We start from the raw sequence: 21,318 nt of genomic DNA, 5'->3' as shown, positions 1-21,318 counted from the left end.
ACCACAGATTGACACGGATTTTTGAACGGATGACGCAGATGCAGTCGAGGGGTGCACTTATTACTTCAACCCAAACCGGGCGAACCGGGCTGCGGCTGGGCTTGCTGCTGGCCGGACTATGGCTGGCCGGGTGCAGCGGCACGCGCTTCGTGCCCGAGGGCGACAAGCTCTACACGGGCAGCACCGTAAAGCTGAAGTCGCCCTACAGCATTCCGCGCGAGGCCGAAATTACTACCGAGCTGGAATCGGTTATCCGGCCCAAGCCCAACGCCTCCATTCTGGGGCTGCGGCCCAAGCTCTACTTCTGGCACATGGGCCAGGGCAAGAAGAAGGGCCTGGGCAAGTTTCTGGCCGACCGCTACGGGGAGGCGCCCGTGCTGCTCAGCCAGGTAGATACCACCAAGGTGAAGGGGCTGATGATCAACCGCCTCTACAACAACGGCTACTTTGCCGCGCCCCAGGTTTCCAGCCCCGTGAAAGCCAAGGGCGCTACGGCCACCATCGACTACACGGCCAACATTCAGCGGCCCTATACCATCAAGGAAATCCACTTCCCGGAGCGGGATACGCTGGTAGACCGCGACATTCGCAAAACCCAGGCTGCCAGTCTGCTGAAAGTGGGCGACCCGTACAACCTGAATACGCTGATAACCGAGCGTACGCGCATCGACGACCAGATGAAGCAGAACGGGTACTACTACTTCTCGCCCGATTACCTGCTCTACGAGGTCGACAGCACCCAGCACAACCAGGTGAATGTATTCATCAAGGTGAAAGGCTCGGTGCCCGAAAACGCGGTGCAGCCCTACGTGCTCAACCGCGTGACGCTGAACACCCGCTACGACCTGACGGACACCACCACGCGGGCTCAGGCCATCATCTACCAGAAGTACCGGTACGTGCCTGATGAAAAGGTCTTCAAGGCCCGCGCCATCACGGGCGCCACGTTCCTGTACCCCGACTCCCTGTACCGCCGCCGCCGCCACGACCAGACGCTGAGCCGCCTGATGAGTCTGGGCACCTTCAAGTTCGTAGATATTCAGTTCCGACCCACTCGCCAGAAGCCTGATTCGCTGGGCTATGGCTTCCTGAACGCCTACGTGCGCATGACCCAGCTCAAAAAGAAGTCGTTGCGGGCCGAGGTGCAGCTGGTAAAGAAAACCAGCGGCTTCACCGGGCCGGGCTTCACGGTGCAGTACCGCAACCGCTCGGCGCTGCGCGGGGCCGAGCAGCTGCTGGTGAACCTGGTCGGTGCCTTCGAAACCCGCACCGGGGATACTGGTACCGACCCTGAAACCGGGGAAAAGCTGCCGGTTTTCGGGCTGACGTCCTACGAGCTGGGCGTAAACGCTCAGTTGCTGGTGCCACGCTTTATCGCGCCCTTCGATATCAAGCTCCGGGAATCTGACTTTCAGCCGCGCACCGTGTTTGGGGCCGGCTACAAATACGTGACGCGCCAGGATTTCTTCCGGGAAGACTTCTTCAACCTGAACTACGGCTACAGCTGGAAAACCAAAATCACCAACCAGCACGACTTCAAGCCTATTGACCTGCAGTACATCCGGCTGGCCGATACCACGGCCACCTTTGGGCAGCTGCTGCAGGATCGGCCGTTTCTGGCGGCTTCGTTCCGGCAGCAGTTCATTCCGGCCAGCTCTTACATGTACACCTACAACACGCAGGTGTATGAGCAGCGCCGCAACCAGTTCTACTTCAACGGGGGCGTAGAAACCTCCGGGTTTGTGGCCAGCCTGCTAAGCCAGCGCAACGCCGCCGGCAATAAGGAGGTATTCGGGCAGGAGTTTTCGCAGTACGGCAAGTTCGACGTGGAAGTGCGCAACTACTACCGCATCACCTCTGACCCCAAAAGCGGCAACAAAATAGCCACCCGACTGCTGGTGGGCTTGGGCCTGCCCTACGGCAACTCCCGCGTGCTGCCCTACCTCAAGCAGTACGGCGCGGGCGGCCCCAACAGTGTGCGAGCCTTCCTGCCCCGGGAGCTGGGCCCCGGCACCTACCGGCCCACCAACTCGGCGGAAAAAGTTACCCGCTTCTACGACCAGGTGGGCGACGTGCGCGTGGAGGCCAACGCCGAGTACCGCCAGGACTTGTTTCCCTACGTGAAGGGCGCCGTGTTTGTGGATGCCGGCAACGTGTGGCTCGTCAACCCCGACCCGACCCGCTCTACGCCCGACGGGCGCAACGGGCAGTTTCAGTTCAACTCCTTTTTCAAGGAGCTGGCCGTGGGCGCCGGTGTGGGCCTGCGCGTCGATATTGAATTCATTGTGGTGCGGCTGGACGTGGCCTACCCGCTGCGGGCTCCCTACGGTTCGGGTGGCAGCAAGTCGTTTGTGCCCAACCTGGCCATCGGCTACCCGTTCTAGCCATAAATGAGCGAGGGAGAGCATGAGCGAAGCGTCCTAATGGATACTTCGCTCATGCTCTCCCTCGCTCATTTATGGCTTATTGATAATTCTCCGGGCGGTCTTGTAGCAGCTTGGGCACGAAGTAGTGCGCTACAGCTTTGGCCAAGTAAGGCGGGAAGCCGGTGCGGGCATTGGTCAGCACGATGATGGTGAGCGGCTCGGGTCCATCCAGGAAGCGGATAACGTCGGCTAGGGTAGGGCCGCCGCTATGACCTACAATCGGGTGGCCGTGGTAGGTTTCTGTGGTCCAGCCCAAGCCAAACTCTCCTTTGGTATGGTTGCGCAGCTCGGCGGGTGCCCACAATGTAGCCATAGTGGCGGGTTGTAGCACGGTGGCTTTGTCGAGTCCCAGGGCCCAATTAGTCATATCCTGAATGGAGGCAAACACGCCCCCGGCTGCGTAGTACCACGCCGGGTAGCGCATTTCGTGGCTGCGGTACTGCTGCGTGGTTTTGTCCCAGGAGTATACCTGCGAGGCCTGCGCGACGATGTCGTTTTTGCGAAACAGCCCCTCGTCGGTGGTATAGCTGAACTGGGCATTTTTCATCCCCAGCGGCTGCAGCACTTTCTGGCGCAGCGCCTGCTCGTAGCTCAGGCCCGTTACCCGTTCAATAATGGCCTGCAGCAAGCCGTAGTCGGAGCTGACGTAGAACTCCTTGCTGCCCGGTTCGAAATCCAGCGGCAGCAACGCGGCCTGCTGGCGGGCATGGCGGAAGTCACGGGTAGTTTCCAGCGGCACCAGCTTAATGCCCGACTGATGCGCGGCCAGCTCGCGCACCGTCAGGCTTTGCCAGGCCGCGGGAATGGAGTCGAGGTAGGTGCCAATGGGGGCTTCCAGCTTAAGTTTGCCTTCCTGTACCAGCACGCCTAGGAGCGTACTAGTAAGGGGCTTGGCCACGGAGGCAATCTGGAAAGCCGTTTGGGGCGTCACGGGAGCCTGCCAACCCAGGTGGGCCAGCCCGTAGGTTTGCTGTTTGATGACCTTGCCGCCCCGCACAACTGCCACTGCCGCGCCGGGAATGTGGTGGCGCTGCATAACCCGCTGCATAAATACATCCACCGAATCAGGACGCGGCTTGGCAAGGGCGCTTAAGCTGCCGATGAGGAGAAGGGTGCTACCGAGGAGACGGAGCAAAGAAGCTGTTTTCATAGCTGTAAAAAGGAGGTTGGAGAAAGAGCGAGTACTTCATACGAATTAATTCGTACTTATTTCGGTCACTAGACTCCGGCTGATTTGGAAGGTTGCTTCACTGACCGGCAATAGTCCTTCTAGCGTTGCCCGCAGGCAACGCACCCCACAAAAAAAGCGCGCAGCCCCATTGAGGCTGCGCGCTGCGTGCTTACGGGCTCCGGTTTTCTTAGGCCTCAGCCGCCAACCGGACTTCTAGCGGGGCACCTAAGGTTTTGCGGGTGGGCACCACTGTCACTACCACGTACTTGGAAGTAGGCGTGTTGCTGACTTTGGCCACGCTGCCCACCGGTACCAGCGGGTTTGCCTCGGGGAAGTAGGCGGCCACGTTGCCCCGCGGAATGTCGTAGGGCACGGCAATAAACTTTTCCACCGTGCGGTGCGTGCCCTCGAAGTGGCTGGTAATGTCGATGAGCGCCTGGGCCTGCAGGCCGCGGTCGGCCATATCCTGGCGGTTCATGAACAGGACGCGCCGCTCTCCGTGCACCCCCCGATACCGGTCGTTGTAGTCGTAGATAGTGGTGTTGAACTGGTCGTGACTGCGCACGGTCATCAAAATCAACTGGTCGGGCTCTACGGTATACTTTTCCAGCGCGGTAGCCGTAAAGTTGGCTTTGCCGTTTTTGGTGGTGAATTTTCGTTCGCGCGGGCCGTTGGGCAGGTAGAACCCGCCGGGCCGCCGCAGCTTCTGGTTGAAGTCCTCGAAGCCCGGAATAACGCGCGCAATATGGTCGCGGATGACGTCGTAGTTTTCCGTCATGGCCACCCAGTCGGCTATGTTGGTGCGGTTGCCCAGGGTAGCAATGGACACGCCCGCTAGGATGGCTACTTCGCTCATCATCTGGCCCGGTAGGGGCGTGAGTATGCCCTTGTTCTGGCTTACCACGCCCATGGAGTTTTCGCAGCTCGTCATCTGATGCCCGGCTTTCTGCATATCCACATCGGCGTGGGTAAAGCAGGGCAGGAGCAGGCTGGTTTCGCCGGTGGTAAGGTGGCCGCGGTTGAGCTTGGTGCCCACAAACACTGTGAGCTTCTGCTTGCGCATACCTTCGGCAATGACTTCGGTATCGGGCCCGGCGCCTAGCAGGTTGCCGCCCAGGCTGAAAAACACCTTGGTCTTGCCTTTGTACATGGCTTTGATGCTTTCCACCGTATCGAGGCCGTGCGCGTAGGGCGGCGTGAAATCGAATTCCTTGCTCAGCGCATCCAGAAACTCCTTGGTTGGCTGCTCCCAGATACCCATCGTCCGGTCGCCCTGCACGTTGGAGTGGCCGCGCACCGGGCAGGTTCCTGCCCCGGGCTTGCCAATAGCGCCCTTCATTAGGTGCAGGTTCACGATTTCCTGAATGGTTTGCACGCCCTGGCGCTGCTGCGTGACGCCCATGGCCCAGCAGGTTACAATCTTCTGCTTGCGGGCCAGCAGGTTGGCCGCCTCCAGCAGCTGAGCCCGCGAAATGCCGCTCAGCTCCTCAATATCTTCCCAGCTAGTGCTGCGGATATTCTGCTCGAAGCTCTCGAAGCCGGTGGTGTACTCGTCAATGAAGGCGCGGTCCACCACCTGGCCGGGGTTTAGGTCTTCGGCCTCGAAGAGGTGCTTCATAATGCCACGCAGCAAGGCCATGTCCCCATCCACGCGCACCTGCAGAAACAGGTCAGTTATCTGGGTACCGTCGCCGAGCAAAGTGCCCAGGGCCCGCAACGGGTTCATAAAGTCCTGGGGGTTTTTGAAGGCCAGCAGGCCGGCCTCGGGCAGGGGGTTCACGGCTATAACTTTGGCACCGTTGCGCTTGGCTTTCTGCAGGGCCGTGAGCATGCGAGGGTGGTTGGTGCCCGGGTTCTGCCCAATGATAATGATGACTTCTGCCTCGTGAATATCGTTGAGCGTGACGGAGCCCTTGCCCAAGCCCAGCGTGGGGCTGAGGGCCGCGCCGCTGCTTTCGTGGCACATGTTGGAGCAGTCGGGCAGGTTGTTGGTGCCAAACTGCCGCACAAACAGCTGGAACAGGAAGGCCGGCTCGTTGGGCACCTTGCCCGAGGTATAGAACACGGCTTCGTCGGGCGAGGCCAGGGCGTTCAGGTTATCGGCAATCAGCTGGAATGCCGCCGGCCACTCGATGGGGGAGTAGTGGTTGTCGCCGGGGCGCTTCACCAGCGGGTGGGTGAGGCGGCCGGCGTTGTTCTGGTCCCGGTCGGTCATCTTCGACAGCTCGGCCAGGCTGTGGCGGGCAAAAAACTCGGGGCCGGCCGCTCGTTCGTCGGCGTCGGAGGCCGTGGCCTTGGCCCCGTTTTCGCAGAACTCGGCCACGGAGCGGTGGTCGTCGGGGTCGGGCCAGGCGCAGCTGGAGCAGTCGAAGCCATCCTTCTGGTTCATGTTCAGCAGCCCCCGCGTGCCCCGGTTCAGCCCCCCCTCACTCCACCCAAATGCCATGGACTTGATAACGGCCGTGACGCCGGCGGCCACCTTAGCGGGCTCCGTGAGGTGCAGGCCGGTGGGCGCTTCGGGTGGCTGGGCCAGGATAGGATGGTGGTACTTGGCGTTGGCCACGTCGGGGGCGGGAATGGTGCTTTGGTCGCGCATGGCTTGCGGGTCGGGGCGGTAGTGGTCGGGGGCCGGGGCCTCGCCCTGGTCGGGCCGCTCCCCGCTCTGTGGTTTGTTGGCGGCTTGCTGCTGGGGGGCATTGCCGGCTTTGCCGGGGTCAGCTTTGGGAGAATCTTCCATAAAGACGCAAAACAGAACAGGGGTGGGAGGGAACGGCCGGGTTAGTGCTTGCAGCCCAGATCTTTTTCTACCAGAATATGCAGCACTTGGTTGTGCTGTACGGCTACGGTGCCGCGCAGGCTCACTTCCGCCGTCGAAGTCCAGATGTCGGCCACGGCGGCCGGCAGCAGCACCCGGATGCAGCCAACTTCGGTCTGCACCGTGAGGGCGGACACGTCGGCGGTGCGCTCCAGGGTGTAGGTCAGCTGGTCCGTGGCCTGCAAGCCTAGCGGCACTACGGTTTCCAGGAGGCCGTGCTGGCGGAACTCGGCCACTTCGGGTGGGTCGAGGCGCAGGCGGAGGGTATTGTCTTCGAGGCGGAGCTTCATTTCCTTTTGAACAATACATCTGGCGGGAAAAGGTTTCAACCGAAAGCGGGGTGCTGAGGGAGCAGGCTGGTTGGGTTACCCGGTTTTTTGTACAATTCTCTCGGAATTGTGCAGGTGGGTGCATGCCCGCTCAGGAAGTTTCTATACTTTGGAGGGCTTATTGGCGACTGTATAATGGGGCGGCGTGCGCACGGGTCAGATCAAATGAAAAAAGTGTTTTACTGCTGCCTGAGCGTGGGGCTAGGGCTGACCGGGTCCGGAGCCTGCGCGCAGAGCATCAAAGCCGATTCCAGCGCCGTAACGGCGGCCATCAGCAGCCTCAGCCAGCGGTATTCCGACGGGCTGCGCTACGAGTCGCGTCTTTACAACGGGCCCGAGTACGTGAGTACCGTGCGCTCCTACATCAAGGGCCACGCGTTTCTGGCCTCGGCCGACCCGCAGCCCGCTACTGTGGAGTACGGCGGAGCTATGTACACCGGCATAGCTCTGCGCTACGATCTGCTGCGCGACCTGTTGGTGGTGAAGGCTCCGCTGGGCGCCCTAGACATGCAGCTGGTAAGTGAGCGGGTAACACGCTTCACGCTAGATGACCGCCAGTTTGTGCGCCTCGTGGTGGACTCGGCCAGCGCTTCGCCGGTGCGCACGGGCTTCTACGAAGTGCTGCTGGATGGGCCGGTGCAGGTGCTGGCGGCCCGCCGCAAAAACATGCAGCAACGCTCCACCGCTACCGGCATGGAGGGCGAAATCACCCAGAAGGACAGCTACTTCATCGGCAAAGGCACCCGCTACTACGGCGTGGACAATGCCAAGACGGTGCTGGTATTGTTCCCGCAGAATAAGGCTGCCCTGCGCAAATACATCCGAACCGAGAAACTGAAATTCGGCAAAACCAGCCGCGAAGCTTCCCTGGTGGAGCTGGCCCGGTACCAGGCCACGTTGCCGCCCGCTCCCGGCCAGTAAGCCGCTTTCTGTACGGCCCCCACCCGCGGGGCCATTGACCTTGCTATGAAACTCGTTTACCGAATTATTCTGCTGCTGCTTTGTGCCCTCGGTAGCCTGCGCAGCTACGGGCAGCACACCGAGCCGCTGGTGAGCGGCAGCTTCCAGAACCTGAGCGTGGAAGAGTTTGCGCGGCAGCTGCAGGCCCAGACCCGCTACCGCTTTTTCTTTGACTCAACGGCGGTTCAGGGCGTGAAGGTGAACCTGCAGGTGCAGGCGCAGCCCCTGAGCCGCGTGCTGCAGCAGGCCCTGGCGCCCACCACCGTGCGGTATGCCGTGGACGAGGACCACAACGTATTCCTCACCAGCGGCACGGCCCTGACGACCACGCTGCCAGGAAACTTCTTCCAGCCCGGCGCGGTGGCCGATGTAGCCGCTACCGCCGATACGCTGACTACCATCCGCGGCGGGCGCGCTACCAGCCCGGCCAAGCTGTATGAAATCGGACGACCAGGCGCGGCCAAGGGGGCCACGGCCACGGTGGCGGGCCACATCCGCGAAGCCAAATCCGGGGAACCAGTGCTAGGCGCTTCGGTGTATATTACCTCCCCATCCATCGGCGCCTCCACCGACCAGTTTGGCTACTATGCCCTTACACTGCCGGTGGGTGCGCACATCCTCAACATCCGGGGCATCGGCATCAAAAACACCCAGCGCCGCATCCAGCTGCACGCCGATGGCAAACTGGAAGTGGAGGTGGAAGAGGATATTACCGCCCTGAAGGAAGTGCGGGTGGAAGCCGAGAAAGATAAAAACGTGGCCGGCCTGCAGATGGGCGTCGAAAAGCTAGACATCAAAACCATCCGGCAGGTGCCCACGGCCTTCGGCGAAACCGACATTCTGCGGGTGGTGCTTACGCTGCCCGGGGTAAAGTCTATTGGCGAGGGCAGCACCGGCATCAGCGTGCGTGGGGGCGCTACCGACCAAAACCTGATTCTCTTCAACGACGCCACGGTGTACAGCCCTTCGCACCTGTTCGGCTTCTTTTCGGCCTTCAATCCCGACATTCTGAAGACGGTGGAGCTCTACAAAAGCGCCATTCCGGCCCGCTACGGCGGCCGGCTGTCGTCGGTTCTGGATATTGCCACCCGCGACGGCAACAAGAAGAAGCTGGCCGGCTCGGGCGGCATCGGGCTGCTCACCAGCCGCCTCACGCTGGAAGGCCCGATTGTCAAGGACAAAAGCTCGTTCATTATCGGGGGCCGCTCCTCGTACTCCGACTGGATATTGCGCCGCCTGCCCGACCGCAGCCTCAAGGAAAGCGCCGCCTCCTTTTATGACGTGAGTGCCCATATCAGCCACGAGCTGGACGAGAAAAACACGCTCTACGCCACCGGCTACCTTAGTCGGGACCGGTTTAAGCTGGCTTCGGATACGGCCTACGCCTACCAGAACCGCAACGCCAGCCTGAAGTGGCGCCATACCTTTAACAACACGCTCTATGGTGTGCTCACCGCCACCGGCAGCCAGTACGGGTACGAGGTGACGAGCGAGAAAAACCCGGTGAGTGCCTCGGCGCTGGCTTTCAACCTGGCGCAGGTGGGTTTGCAGGCCGATTTCAGCTACTTCCGCAACGCCCAGCACACCGTAGACTTCGGGGCCAGCACGCTGCGCTACCGCCTCCGGCCGGGCCGCCTCACGCCTCAGGGCCCGGAGTCGTTGGTAGAGCCCGACGACCTAGGCCGGGAGCAGGGCCAGGAAAGCGCCCTGTACGTGTCGGACCGCTGGGACGTGACGCCCCGGCTGGCGGTGTCGGTAGGGCTGCGCTACTCCCTGTACCAGTCCTTGGGCGCGCGCGACGTGTACGAGTACGCGCCCGGCGTGGCCCGCTCGGTGTACACTATCACCGACACGGTACACTACGGTGCGGGCAAAACCATTGCTACCTACCACGGCCCCGAGTACCGCCTCGGGCTGAAATACGCGCTGTCGGACCGCTCCTCGCTGAAAGCCAGCTACAACCGCACCCGCCAGTACATTCACCAACTCTCCAACACGGCCTCCCTGTCGCCGACGGACACGTGGAAGCTGAGCGACGCCTACGTGCGGCCCCAGGTGGGCGACCAGTTCTCGGTGGGCTACTACCGCAACTTCCGCAACAATACCATCGAAACCTCGGTGGAAACCTACTACAAGTTCATGCACGACTTCGTGGACTACATCAGCGGGGCCTCCCTGCTGCTGAACCACCACCTGGAAACCGACATCATCAACGCCGAGGGCAAGGCGTACGGCGTAGAGTTTTCGGTGAAGAAATCGACGGGCAAAATCAACGGCTGGCTGAGCTACACTTACTCCCGCTCCCTGGTGCGGGCCAATGCCGGCACGCCCGCCGAGCAAATCAACGGAGGCAAGTACTACCCCAGCAACTTCGACAAGCCCCACGACGTGACCCTGGCCGGCAACTACCGCTTTAGCCGCCGCTTCAGCACGTCCTTGAACTTCAACTACAGCACCGGCCGCCCCATCACCCTGCCGCTCACCACTTACTACCTGGAGGGCGCCACCCGCGTGTTCTACTCTGACCGCAACGCCTACCGCGTGCCCGACTACTACCGCGTGGACTTTGCCATGAACATCGAAGGCGGGCACAAAGCCAAAAAGCTGGCCCACAGCTCCTGGACGCTGTCGGTGTACAACCTCACGGGGCGGCGCAACCCCTATTCCGTGTATTTCAAGGCGCAGAACGGTAAAATCAACGGCTACCAGCTTTCCATTTTCGGGCAGCCGATTCCGAGCGTCACGTACAATTTCAAGTTCTAATGATACGCTTCAATTCCCGCCTGCGGAACTACCTGGCCGGTGCCCTCGTGCTGCTGCTGGGCAGCTGCGTCGATAAGTTTGAGCCGGAAGTGCTGGATACGCCCCAGAACTACCTGGTGGTAGATGGCTTTATCAACCTGAGCGGCCCCACCACTATTCGCCTGTCGCGCACCAAGAACGAGGCCGACGCGCCCGTACCCGTAGAAGCCGCCGCTACCGTCACGGTTCTGGATGATGCCGGCGCAGCCTACCCGCTCCCCGAGCAGCAACCCGGCACGTATCAGTCGGCGCCCCTTAATCTGAGTTCTGACCACCGCTACCGCCTGCGCATCCGCACCGCTTCCGGCAAAGAGTATGAGTCGGACTTGGTAGCGGCCCGCCAAACCCCGCCCATCGACAAAGTGAGCTGGGAGCTGAACAACCGGGGCGTGCAGATCTACGTGAGCACTCACGACGAGGCCAACGCCACGCGCTACTACCGCTGGCGCTACGAGGAAACTTGGCTGTTTCACTCGGCTTACCAGTCGGGCGTAGAGTACGTGGACGGCACCATGCAGCAGCGCCAGGAAGGCATCTACTACTGCTGGGGCAGCGAAAACTCCACCGCCATTCAACTGGGCAGCACCAGCCGGCTCAGCCAGGACGTATTGACGGATGCGCCCCTGCGGCTGCTGGAGTCCAACTCCCTGAAGCTGGGCATCAAGTACAGCATTCTGGTAAAGCAGTACGCCCTCACGGCCGAGGAATTTGCTTACTGGGAAAAGCTGAAAAAGAACACCGAAAGCCTCGGCGGCCTGTTCGACCCGCAGCCTACCCAGCTAACGGGCAATGTGCATAACCTGGCCGACACGGCCGAGCCGGTAATTGGGTATGTGGGCGCGGCCACGGTCACGGAAAAGCGCCTGTTTATCGACCGTACCGAGCTGGGGTCCATTCTGCGCTTTAAGACCGGCTACGAAGACTGCGGCAACCCCGACACGGTGCTCCTGGCCGATGTGCCCGCGTACTTCAGCAGACCCAATCTGCTGCCCATCGAAGGCGTGTATGTGGCCCGTACGCTGATAGGCTATACCGGCAACCCGGCCGTGTGCGTGGACTGCCGCCTGCGCGGTACCACGGTTAAGCCCGATTTCTGGCCCTAGAGCCGGGCAAGCCGTTGCGTTGTGTTGATACCCTGTCTTCTCCGAACCCTTTGCCTGATGCTGTTTCGCCGCCTTTCCCTGGTTTGTTTGACGCGCTGTGTGGCCCTGCTGGGTGGCTGCCTGGCCGGGCTGGGCAACCCAAGCCCGGCGCTGGCGCAGGCCGACTCGCTGCAAAGCATTGCCCGCCGCTTCGCCCGCTACAGCCAGCAAACCCCCGCCGAAAAGCTGTTTCTGCACCTGGACCGGCCCAGCTACGTGGCCGGGGAAAACATGTGGTTCAAGGTATACGCCGTGGAAGGCAGCTCGCACCGGCCGCTGCCCGTCAGCTCGGTGGCGTACGTGGAAGTGCTGGACCCGGCGCAGAAGCCCGTATTGCAAGCCAAAGTTGCCCTGAAGCAGGCCTCCGGTTCCGGCTCCTTTGTGTTGCCCACCACGCTGGCTTCTGGGCGCTACACGGTGCGGGCCTACACCAGCTGGATGCGCAACTTCAGCCCGGAGCTGTACTTCCATACCAGCGTCGCCATCGTGAACACCCGCGCGCCGCTGGGGGTGGCGGCCAGGCCAGCCGCGGCCGCCTACGACCTGCAGCTGTTTCCCGAAGGCGGCTACCTTGTGCAGGGCGTACCGAGCAAAGTGGGCTTCAAGCTAACCAACGGCGCCGGCCAGGGCGTAGCGGCCGAGGGCACGGTGCTGGACCAGAGCGGCAACACCGTAGCTTCTTTCCGCACCCTGCGCTTTGGCCTGGGGTCTTTCAGCTTCACGCCCGCCCAGGCGGGGCAGGCCTACCGGGTAGTGGCGGAGTTGGCCAACCAGCAGACCGTAACGGCCAGCCTGCCGCCGGCCCGGGAAGAAGGCTACGTGATGCGGCTGGTAGACGGCGGTGCGGGCGTCAGCCAACTGCGCCTGGTGGTGCAGACGCGGGGCGCGGCCCTGGAAAACGAGCGGGTGTTTCTGCTGGGCCACGCCGGGCAAAAAGTAGCTTTGGCCACTGCCGGGGAGCTATTTGAGGGCCGAACGGTATTTACCGTGGACAAGCAGCAGCTGGCGGCCGGTATTTCGCACTTCACCCTCTTCAACAGCCGCCGGCAGCCGGTGTGCGAGCGGCTCTACTTCCGCCCGCCCGCTGCCGGCCTCCAGCTCACGGCCCGGGCCGATAAGCAGCAGTACTCGGCCCGCGAGAAAGTGACCCTGCAGCTGGCCTCCGACCAGACCACCGCCCGCTTATCGGTAGCCGTGTACCAGGTCGATTCGTTGTCGGCGGCGGGCGGACCGGATATGGCCGGCTACCTGTGGCTAACGTCGGATCTGAAAGGTGCCGTGGAAAACCCCGGGTACTACCTCAACGCCAGCCCCGAAGCCGCCGAGGCCGTCGACAACCTGATGCTCACCCAGGGCTGGAGCCGGTTCCAATGGAAGGACGTGCTCAGCAACAACTCCGGCCAGCTGCCTTACCTGCCCGAGCTGAACGGCCCGCTGGTGCGGGGCCGGGTGGTGCACCGCTTCACGGGCGCAACGGCCTCCAATATTCCGGCCTACTTGTCGTCGCCCAGCCGCCACATTCAGCTGTATACCGCCGTCAGCAAGCCCGATGGCTCCCTGCAATTTGAAGTGCCCGACCTCTACGGCCGGCGCCAGCTGATAGCCCAGACCAACACCCGGCGCGACAGTATGTACCGGATAGAGCTGTTCGACGCCTTCGCGCCCCGGCCCGCCGGCTCGTCGGCGCTTTCACTGGCTGTACCGGAAAGCTGGGCCGTGGGGCTCCGCCGCCGCGCCGTGCAGGCCGAGGTGCAGCAGCGCTACTATGGCAGCCGCCCCGTGATGTACACGGCCCCGGCCACCGACAGCATTGCCTTCTACGGACAGCCCAGCGAAAAATACCGCCTCGACGACTACACCCGCTTTAAGGTGATGGAGGAAGTAATGCGTGAGTACGTGCCCGGCGTGCTGGTGCGCATCCGCAAAGACGGCTTCCACTTCCTGGTGCCCGACAACAACTCCAACACCGTCTCCGAAAACCCCTTGGTGCTGCTGGATGGCATGCCCGTCTTCGACGTCAACCGCATCATGGCTTTCGACCCGCTGAAGGTACAGAAGCTGGACGTGGTGAAGTCGCGCTACCTGCTGGGGCCACTGATTTCGGATGGCATCGTGAGCTACACCACCTATAAGGGCGACCTGGCCGGTTTTCCCCTTGATGCGCACGCGCTGCTCCAGGAATACGAAGGCCTGCAGGGCCAGCGCGAGTTTTACGCCCCCCGCTACGACGCGCCCCGGCAGCAGCAAAGCCACCTGCCCGATTTCCGCAACCTGCTGTACTGGAACCCCAACGCGCCGGCCGGGGCTCCGCTGACCTTCTATACCTCCGACCAGGTGGGCACGTACCGCGTGGTAGTACAAGGCTTGGCCGGAACCGGGCAGGCCGGCAGCGCTTCCTTCACCTTTGACGTGAAGGCTCCTTTATAGCCCGGCGGTAGCTGCGCCCACAATCCGCCAGGGGTGGGAGTACACGTTGTAGCGGCCCTGGCGCAGGAAGCCGCACACCGTCAGGCCAAAGTTGTGGGCGGCCTGCACGGCCAGGGAGCTGGGGGCGCCCACGGCGGCCAGCACCGCAATACCCGCCACGGCCGCTTTCTGCACCAGCTCGAAGCTCACGCGCCCGCTCACCAGCAGCACGTGCTGGTGCAGGGGCAGCCACTCCTGCAGCAGCGCCGCCCCGATTACCTTATCGAGGGCATTGTGGCGGCCCACATCCTCGCGCAGCAGCAGCAGCTCCCCCTCCGGCGAAAACAATGCCGCCGCATGCAGCCCGCCGGTTTGCTCGAACAGCTCCTGCTGCGCCCGCAGCCGCTCCGGCAGCTGGTGCAGCAGCTCGGCAGCCACGTAGGGGCCGTCGGTGGGCAGCACGGGGCAGGCAGCCGCCTGCACGGCTTCGATGCTGGTTTTGCCGCACACCCCGCAGCTGCTGCTGGTGTAGAAGTGGCGTTCCAGGCGCGGCAGTGCTACGGGCACGGTGGATGCCAGCTCAGCCCGTACCACATTTTCGCGCTCTTCTACCTTTTCCACATCGGGGCAGTACAGAATGCCGTGCAGTTCCTGGCGCCGGCTGATGATGCCTTCGGTAAGCAGAAACCCGGCTGCCAGCTCAAAGTCGTGGCCGGGGGTGCGCATGGTAATGGCCAGCGTGCGGTGCTCCCGCTGGCCCGTGGGCCCAAACCCCAGGCGGATTTCCAGCGGCTCTTCAGCGGCCAGAATGTCGGACGCCGCCGTGATGGTAGTGCCCTGCACCTTGTGCACGGTTACATAATCGTAGCTGGTGGGCGGCAGTAGAACGGGCGCGGGCATGGATATCGATGGAGAATGAGACGGGCAGACTATGACCGGTGAACGGCATAGTCTGTCCTCTTCAGATTTTCTTACTGAAACAAAGCCAGCGCCTTAATGAATGTTTGCGACACGCCCCAGAGCAGCGGCGCGCCCACAACCAGCCAGGCAATGGCCAGCCGCAGACCGGAAGTGGAAGATTCAGGGGTGTTGGGTGTGGTGGCAGGCTCCATACGGCAGTAAGGTTGATGGTGGGAGAAACGGGCTAGTGGCCGCCGGCTTCGGGCGTAACGGGGCCTTTTTCGAAGTACTGATCTTTCACGGCCGTCACGGCAAAGTTGGCCAGCAGCCCTAGTACCAGCAGGCCCGCCATGGTGTAGAATACATTCTGGTAAGCCGCCGCGCCGCTGAGGCCTTTCGCCTGGGCGCTTTCGTGAAGGCTGTGCACAATGAGCGGGCCCAGCACGCCGGCCGTGCTCCAGGCCGTGAGCAGGCGGCCGTGGATGGCACCCACCTGATACTTGCCAAACAAATCGGACAGGTAGGCCGGAATGGTGGCAAACCCCCCACCGTACATGCTGATAATCACGCAGGCTACCACCACAAACAAGATCAGCTGTGCGTTGTGGCCCAGTTTGGGAATGAGGGCATAGAGCAGAATCCCCAGCCCGAAGTAGATGGCGTACGTGGTTTTGCGGCCCATCTTATCCGAAGCCGACGACCAGAAAAACCGCCCCAGCAGGTTAAACAAGCTCAACAGCCCCACAAAGCCGGCCGCCGCGGCCGCCGTTACGCCCTTGCCCGCGCCCAGGGCGCCGTCGGAAAACGTTTCCTGAATAAGGGGCGAAGCCGTTTCGAGCACCCCGATGCCGGCCGTTACGTTGGTGAGCAGTACCACCCACAACAGCCAGAACTGCGGCGTTTTGATAGCGTTGTCGGCCGATACGTTTTGGGTGGTGATAAGGTCATTGTGCTCGGTGCTGGGCACGTAGCCCGCGGGCTTCCAGTCATCGGCCGGCACCCGAATGCTCCAGACGCCGAACTGCATAAAGATCAGGTACAGAATGCCCATCACGATAAACGTGGGCGCCACGCCCATCGGGGCCGAGTCTTTGAAGTGGTTCATCAGGTTGTTGGCCAGTGGGGAGCCAATCATGGCGCCGCCGCCGAAACCCATAATGGCCATGCCGGTAGCCACGCCCTTGCGGTCCGGAAACCATTTGATGAGCGTACTCACGGGCGAAATGTAGCCGATGCCCAGCCCGATGCCACCCACCACGCCGTAGCCGAAATACAGCAGCCAGATGTTGTGCAGGTGCACACCGAGGGACCCAATCAGGAAGCCCCCGCCAAAGCACAGGGCCGAGGCCAGCATAGCCTTGCGGGGCCCCACCCGCTCCAGCCACTTGCCAAAAATGGCCGCCGACAAGCCCAGCAGCACAATGGCAATGGAAAACGTCCAGCCAATCTGGCCTGGCGTCCAGTCGTCGGGTGCCGGCTTGGCCACGTCACCGCTGATGAGCGCGCCCAGTGGCTTGTTGAACACGCTGAAAGCATAGGCCTGCCCAATAGCTAGGTGAATAGCCAGGGCGGCGGGTGGAATAAGCCAGCGGTTGAAGCCGGGGCCAGCCACGGTGCGGCTGCGGTCCAGCAGAGAAGTTGCTGCCATACACGAAGAAAAAAGAACAATGGTGGGGTTTGGGAATGAGGCGCGGATACCGAGCCCTCGACTGGTGCCTTCAGGAAACGGTACAGGGTTTAACCTGCTTCACCCTCAAAAGGATAAAAGTATTTTGCTAATTATGTATAGCCGGGCTCCAGAAGCCCGTATTCCTGGAGCAGCTAGCCGGACGCCGACCGGCTTGTGCCTCATCTTTTCCAGAAAACTAGCCAAACGGCGCCCAGGCGCCCCAACTTTCTGCCAGCCGAACCGGTTAACTCAGCCGGCTTCCGTTGCCCGTTTTTTCCTGCTTTCTGCCATGCTCACTTCCGAAGAACGCCAACGCTACCGCCGCCATCTGCAACTGCCCGAGATAGGCGAGGCCGGGCAGGAAAAGCTGAAAGCTGCCCGCGTGCTGGTGGTGGGGGCCGGCGGCCTGGGCTGCCCGGTGCTGCAATACCTGGCCGCCGCCGGCGTGGGCACGCTGGGCATTGTGGATGCCGATGTGGTGGACGCCAGCAACCTGCAGCGCCAGATTCTCTACGGTCCCGCCGACCTGGGCCAGCCCAAAGCCGAAACCGCCGCCCGCGCCGTGCATCGCCTCAATCCTTTGGTGCAGACCGACGTGTATGGCTGCCGCGCCACCCTCGGCAACGTGCGCGAGCTGGTGCGCAAGTACGACGTGGTGGTGGATGGCTCCGACAACTTCCCCACGCGCTACCTGCTCAACGACGCCTGCGTGAGCTTAGGTAAGCCGCTGATTTCCGCAGCCATCTACAAGTTTGAAGGGCAGGTTTCGGTGTTCAACTACCAGGGCGGGCCTACGTACCGCTGCCTGTTTCCGCAGGCGCCCTCGGCCGACGAGGCGCCTAATTGCGCGGCCACCGGCGTGCTGGGCGTACTGCCCGGCCTGGTCGGCACGGCCCAGGCCACCGAAACGCTCAAGGTGCTGCTGGGCATGGGGGAGGTGCTGTCGGGCCGCCTGTGGCTTTTCGATGCCCTTACTTTTCAGACGCGCACCCTCCGCTTTGCCCGCCGCCCCGGGCAGGCCGCCATCAACCTCGAAACTGCCAATCCCGCCGACTACGCTGACCTGTGCGGCGCCGGCGTCAACCAGATTTCGCCCGCCGAGCTTCGCCAGCAGCTGGAATCGTCGCACCCGCCGTTTCTGCTGGATGTACGTGAGCCCGAGGAGTACGCCGCCGGCCACCTGCCCGGGGCCACGCTGCTGCCGCTCGGCAGCATCGGCCAGGGCGTGGGCGCTGTGCCGCGCCACCATCCGGTAGTGGTCTACTGCCGCTCCGGGGCCCGCAGCCGCCGCGCCGTTGAGCAGCTCCAGACGGAGTTCGGCTTTGCCAACCTGCTGAACCTGGAAGGGGGCTTCCTGGCCTGGACGGAAGCTGTTTAATGTGCTAATGTGGGTGAATGTGCTGAGGTGCTAATACTCGAAATGCGCTCAGATGCTGGTACATGTCGTGGTAAGCAGCAGAAGCCATCCTGACCAACACCCTGCTCATACTTACCCCGGAAAGCTTATTGTTGCAGCATTGACAGGCTTTTCACCTATCAGAACCTAGGCACGTTCCCCAGCGGATGCCTTAGCTCGCCATGACAGCTAAAGCATTAGCACCTCAGCACATTCCCCACATTAGCACATTCAACCACATTAACGCACATGCCCCTGACCACTACCCCGCCCCAACGTCCCCGTCTCCGCTTCGACCGCAACGAGCTGGCCGGGGCGTTCGGGGATTTGGGGACGGACCTGCCGCTGCTGATCGGGGTTATTGCGGCCTCGGGCATGGACAGTGCGGGGGTGCTTATCCTGTTCGGGCTGATGCAGGTGTTTTCGGGGTGGTGGTATGGCATGCCCATGCCGGTGCAGCCGCTTAAGGCCTTTGCCGCCCTAGTCATTGCTCAGAAAATTCCGGGCCGCGTCATCTTCGGCGGGGGGCTGGCCATTGGTGTCGGGATGCTGCTGCTGTCGGTTTCAGGGCTCATTGACGGGCTGGCGCGGCTGGTGCCCAAGCCCGTTGTCCGGGGTATTCAGTTTGGGCTGGCCCTGCAGCTGGCCACGCTGGCCCTCAAGGAATACGTGCCTGCCGACGGCCTTGGAGGCTACGCCTTGGCAGCAGCAGGCTTTCTGGTCACGGTGGTGCTGCTGGGCAACCGGCGCTGGCCGGCTGCGCTGGTGGTACTGGCCCTGGGCGTAGCATACGGGCTGCTGTTCAAGCTCGACTTGGCTACTGCACAACGGGCTATTGGGCTGCGCCTGCCCACCTGGCACGTGCCGCAGTGGCCCGATATCCTGGCGGGCGCCGTGCTGCTGGCTTTGCCCCAGATTCCGTTGTCGCTGGGCAACTCGGTGCTGGCTACCCGGCAAGTGGTGCAGGACTACTTCCCGGAGCGGCCGCTGACGGTGCGGCAAATCAGCTTCACCTACGCCCTCATGAACCTGGTGAATCCGTTTTTGGGCGGCTTCCCGGTGTGCCACGGCTCAGGTGGCATGGTGGGGCACTACACGTTTGGCGGGCGCACCGGCGGCTCGGTGGTACTGTACGGGCTGCTTTTTCTCACGCTTGGCCTGTTCTTCAGCCAGGGCTTCCAGCAGATTGTGCACATTTTCCCGCTGCCCATTCTGGGCGTGTTACTGCTCTTCGAGGCCCTCACGCTGGCTTCCCTGCTCCGCGACATCAGCACCCACCGCGCCGACCTGCTTTTGGCGCTTCTGGTTGGGTTGCTGTGCAGCGGCCTGCCCTACGGCTACCTCGTGGGCCTGGTGGCCGGCACGGCGCTGTACTACGCCATGCGTCAGGGCTGGGTTGGTTTGGGGAAGTAAAAACGAGTTGCCTATGCAGGATAACCAACAGGTAGTTGAAAACTATGAAACCCAACCTACTGCTTGGCCAGGACTTGCCGGATAAGCTGTTGATAAAACGGGTCGTCCGTCATGCCATTGTGGCCCACACCGGGCAGCGTGATAAAGTGGTCCTGGGACTTGAGGACACTCTTTAATGCCAGCGAAGCCTGGTGGCTGATAACCTCGTCCTGTTCGCCGTGAAAGATGACGATGGGGGCTGAAACACGGGGTAGCACTTCGTCGGTAGCCAGTGGGTAGCGCACCACCAGACCCGGCACCCAGGGGTATTGCTGCCGGGCCATTGCCCGCATACTGGTATAGGGCGCCTGCAGAATCAACAGCTTAGGATGATGCCGGGCCGCCAGCCAAGCCGCCGCTCCCGTGCCAAGCGAGTAGCCCAGCAGCACCGTCCGGTTTTCCGGATACTCTAGCAGTAGCTGCTGATAGGCCGTATCCGCATCAGCTAGAAATTGCTGTTGGCTGCTGATGTGGCCTTCGCTTTTGCCGTAGCCCCGGTAATCGAGCAGAAATACGTCGTAGCCCAGGCGGGTGTAGGTAGGGGCTACTTCGCCCCAGGTGTCGAGGGCGCCGCCGTTGCCGTGCAGGTAAAAGATGAGCCCCCTCGACGAATCGGCGGGGAATAATAGTCCGTGCAGGCGGGTGCCGTCGGCGGCCGTAATCCACCGCTCCTCAAAGGGCTTAGGAAACCGAAAACGATAACTGGGCGGGAGCTTGGTAGGAAAGAACAGCAGCCGCTCCTGCTGGAAGTACAGCAATAGGCACACGGCTACATACAGCGCGGCTCCAAGACCCAGAATCCACAGCAAAGCTTTCATCAGAAAAGGAAGGTTAACCCGTTACCCCCCAATCGTGCTCATCGACTCGAAGCTGAGCTGATGCACGGGGCGCTGCTGCTCGGCCTCGAAGCCGTTGGCGGCACGGTGGCGGAAAGCTGACTTCAGGGCCTCGGCAATCTGTTCATCGGAAGCGCCGCCGCGCAGCAAAGCCCGGATATCGAGTACGCCTTGGTCGTAGAGGCAGGTTTTGAGGCCGCCCTCGGCCGTGAGGCGGATGCGGTTGCAGGTGCCGCAGAACGTGCGCGAGTACGCTGCAATAATGCCCAGGCGGCCCTGGTGTCCGGCCACGGTGTAGTGCGCGGCGGTGTCGCCGGGGCGCGTAGCCACGGGCGTGAGCTGGCCCAGGTGCGCTTCGAGGTGCTCCCGGATGCGGTGGTGGTTCCAGGGCAGGGTAGCGGCGTGGCTGTGGCCGTTGAAAGGCATTTCCTCGATGAAGCGCACATCCACGGGCAGCTCGCGCGTCAGCTCAGCCAGGGGCAGCAAATCCTGGGTGTTCTGCCCGTCCATCACCACGGCGTTGATTTTGACGCGGATGCCAGCCGCTAGCAGGGCGTAAAAGGTGTCGAGCACCCGGGGTAGCTCGTCGCGGCGGGTGATGCTGGCAAACCGGGCGCGGTCCAGGGTATCGAGGCTGAGGTTGACGGCGCGTACGCCCATGCGGGCCAGCTCCGGCACGTGGGGTGCCGTGAGCACGCCATTGGTCGTCAGCGTCAGCTCCTCAATGCCGGGCACTTGGCTGAGCCGGTGCATGAAGGGCACCAGGTCGCGGCGCACGAACGGCTCCCCACCGGTGAGGCGCACTTTGCGCACGCCCAGGCCCGCCAGGATGGCCACCAGCCGCTCCATCTCCTCGTAGCTCAGCAGCTCCCGTTTGGGCAGATACTGAATGCCTTCCTCGGGCATGCAGTAAAAGCAGCGCAGGTTGCACCGGTCCGTGACGGCCAGCCGCAGGTACTCCAGCGGGCGGCCGTGGTTATCAAAAAGCACCGACGGAACAGACATTGCAGATTG

15 protein-coding genes are annotated in these 21,318 nt (G+C 62.4%); 7 read left to right on the top strand and 8 right to left on the bottom strand.

The annotated features are described in order from the left end of the window. The first annotated feature begins 8 nt into the window (after positions 1-8). Positions 9-2,384: a translocation and assembly module lipoprotein TamL gene (tamL, locus tag I5L79_RS12130; RefSeq protein ID WP_196955318.1), complete on the top strand. Its 2,376-nt coding sequence runs from the start codon at positions 9-11 to the stop codon at positions 2,382-2,384. A 79-nt stretch (positions 2,385-2,463) separates the two neighbouring features. On the opposite strand, the gene I5L79_RS12125 is transcribed toward tamL, so the two are convergent. The 3 genes from I5L79_RS12125 to I5L79_RS12115 form a co-directional block, all read right to left on the bottom strand. Next, a complete protein-coding gene (locus I5L79_RS12125; RefSeq protein ID WP_196955317.1) occupies positions 2,464-3,576 on the bottom strand; it encodes a serine hydrolase domain-containing protein in 1,113 nt (370 codons plus the stop codon). A 208-nt stretch (positions 3,577-3,784) separates the two neighbouring features. After that, the gene (locus I5L79_RS12120; protein WP_196955316.1) at positions 3,785-6,334 is read right to left on the bottom strand and encodes an FdhF/YdeP family oxidoreductase; all 2,550 of its coding nucleotides are present in this window, start codon (positions 6,332-6,334) and stop codon (positions 3,785-3,787) included. 41 nt (positions 6,335-6,375) lie between these two features. Next, entirely contained in the window at positions 6,376-6,702 is a 327-nt protein-coding gene (locus tag I5L79_RS12115) for a DUF7009 family protein (protein ID WP_196955315.1), read from the bottom strand. A 204-nt stretch (positions 6,703-6,906) separates the two neighbouring features. Here I5L79_RS12115 and I5L79_RS12110 point away from each other — a divergent pair, with 204 nt between their 5' ends. From I5L79_RS12110 to I5L79_RS12095, 4 genes are read left to right on the top strand one after another with little or no spacing between them, the layout of a single operon-like run. Beyond that, on the top strand, positions 6,907-7,662 hold the full coding sequence (locus I5L79_RS12110) for a hypothetical protein (RefSeq protein WP_196955314.1): 756 nt from the start codon (positions 6,907-6,909) through the stop codon (positions 7,660-7,662). 45 nt (positions 7,663-7,707) lie between these two features. After that, positions 7,708-10,464: a TonB-dependent receptor gene (locus I5L79_RS12105; protein WP_196955313.1), complete on the top strand. Its 2,757-nt coding sequence runs from the start codon at positions 7,708-7,710 to the stop codon at positions 10,462-10,464. Then, the gene (locus I5L79_RS12100; RefSeq protein WP_196955312.1) at positions 10,464-11,606 is read left to right on the top strand and encodes a DUF4249 domain-containing protein; all 1,143 of its coding nucleotides are present in this window, start codon (positions 10,464-10,466) and stop codon (positions 11,604-11,606) included. Before I5L79_RS12105 ends, I5L79_RS12100 begins: the two co-directional genes overlap by 1 nt. A gap of 57 nt (positions 11,607-11,663) precedes the next feature. Then, a complete protein-coding gene (locus I5L79_RS12095; RefSeq protein ID WP_196955311.1) occupies positions 11,664-14,072 on the top strand; it encodes a hypothetical protein in 2,409 nt (802 codons plus the stop codon). Here the strand turns inward: I5L79_RS12095 and fdhD are convergent. The 3 genes from fdhD to I5L79_RS12080 form a co-directional block, all read right to left on the bottom strand. Beyond that, a complete protein-coding gene (gene fdhD / locus I5L79_RS12090) occupies positions 14,067-14,951 on the bottom strand; it encodes a formate dehydrogenase accessory sulfurtransferase FdhD (protein ID WP_196955310.1) in 885 nt (294 codons plus the stop codon). The genes I5L79_RS12095 and fdhD overlap by 6 nt on opposite strands. A 71-nt stretch (positions 14,952-15,022) precedes the next feature. Then, entirely contained in the window at positions 15,023-15,163 is a 141-nt protein-coding gene (locus tag I5L79_RS12085; protein ID WP_196955309.1) for an MFS transporter small subunit, read from the bottom strand. Positions 15,164-15,195: 32 nt separating this feature from the next. Further along, the gene (locus tag I5L79_RS12080) at positions 15,196-16,599 is read right to left on the bottom strand and encodes an L-lactate MFS transporter (RefSeq protein WP_196955308.1); all 1,404 of its coding nucleotides are present in this window, start codon (positions 16,597-16,599) and stop codon (positions 15,196-15,198) included. A 310-nt stretch (positions 16,600-16,909) separates the two neighbouring features. Between I5L79_RS12080 and moeB the strand changes: the two genes are divergently transcribed. Together moeB and I5L79_RS12070 are read left to right on the top strand one after the other, a co-directional pair. Continuing rightward, positions 16,910-17,998 carry a molybdopterin-synthase adenylyltransferase MoeB gene (gene moeB / locus I5L79_RS12075; RefSeq protein ID WP_196955307.1) on the top strand — a complete coding sequence of 363 codons (1,089 nt, stop codon included), beginning with the start codon at positions 16,910-16,912 and terminating at the stop codon, positions 17,996-17,998. Between the two features lie 267 nt (positions 17,999-18,265). Beyond that, on the top strand, positions 18,266-19,429 hold the full coding sequence (locus I5L79_RS12070) for a putative sulfate/molybdate transporter (RefSeq protein ID WP_196955306.1): 1,164 nt from the start codon (positions 18,266-18,268) through the stop codon (positions 19,427-19,429). A gap of 56 nt (positions 19,430-19,485) precedes the next feature. Here the strand turns inward: I5L79_RS12070 and I5L79_RS12065 are convergent, their stop codons facing one another. After that, positions 19,486-20,286: an alpha/beta hydrolase gene (locus I5L79_RS12065; RefSeq protein WP_196955305.1), complete on the bottom strand. Its 801-nt coding sequence runs from the start codon at positions 20,284-20,286 to the stop codon at positions 19,486-19,488. Between the two features lie 21 nt (positions 20,287-20,307). Continuing rightward, entirely contained in the window at positions 20,308-21,294 is a 987-nt protein-coding gene (gene moaA / locus I5L79_RS12060; RefSeq protein WP_196955387.1) for a GTP 3',8-cyclase MoaA, read from the bottom strand. Positions 21,295-21,318: the final 24 nt, after the last annotated feature.

This window comes from Hymenobacter guriensis (assembly GCF_015773195.1).
Lineage (GTDB): Bacteria > Bacteroidota > Bacteroidia > Cytophagales > Hymenobacteraceae > Hymenobacter > Hymenobacter guriensis.
Note: the sequence above shows the minus strand (reverse complement) of the source record. Positions and strands in the feature narration are given on the sequence as shown.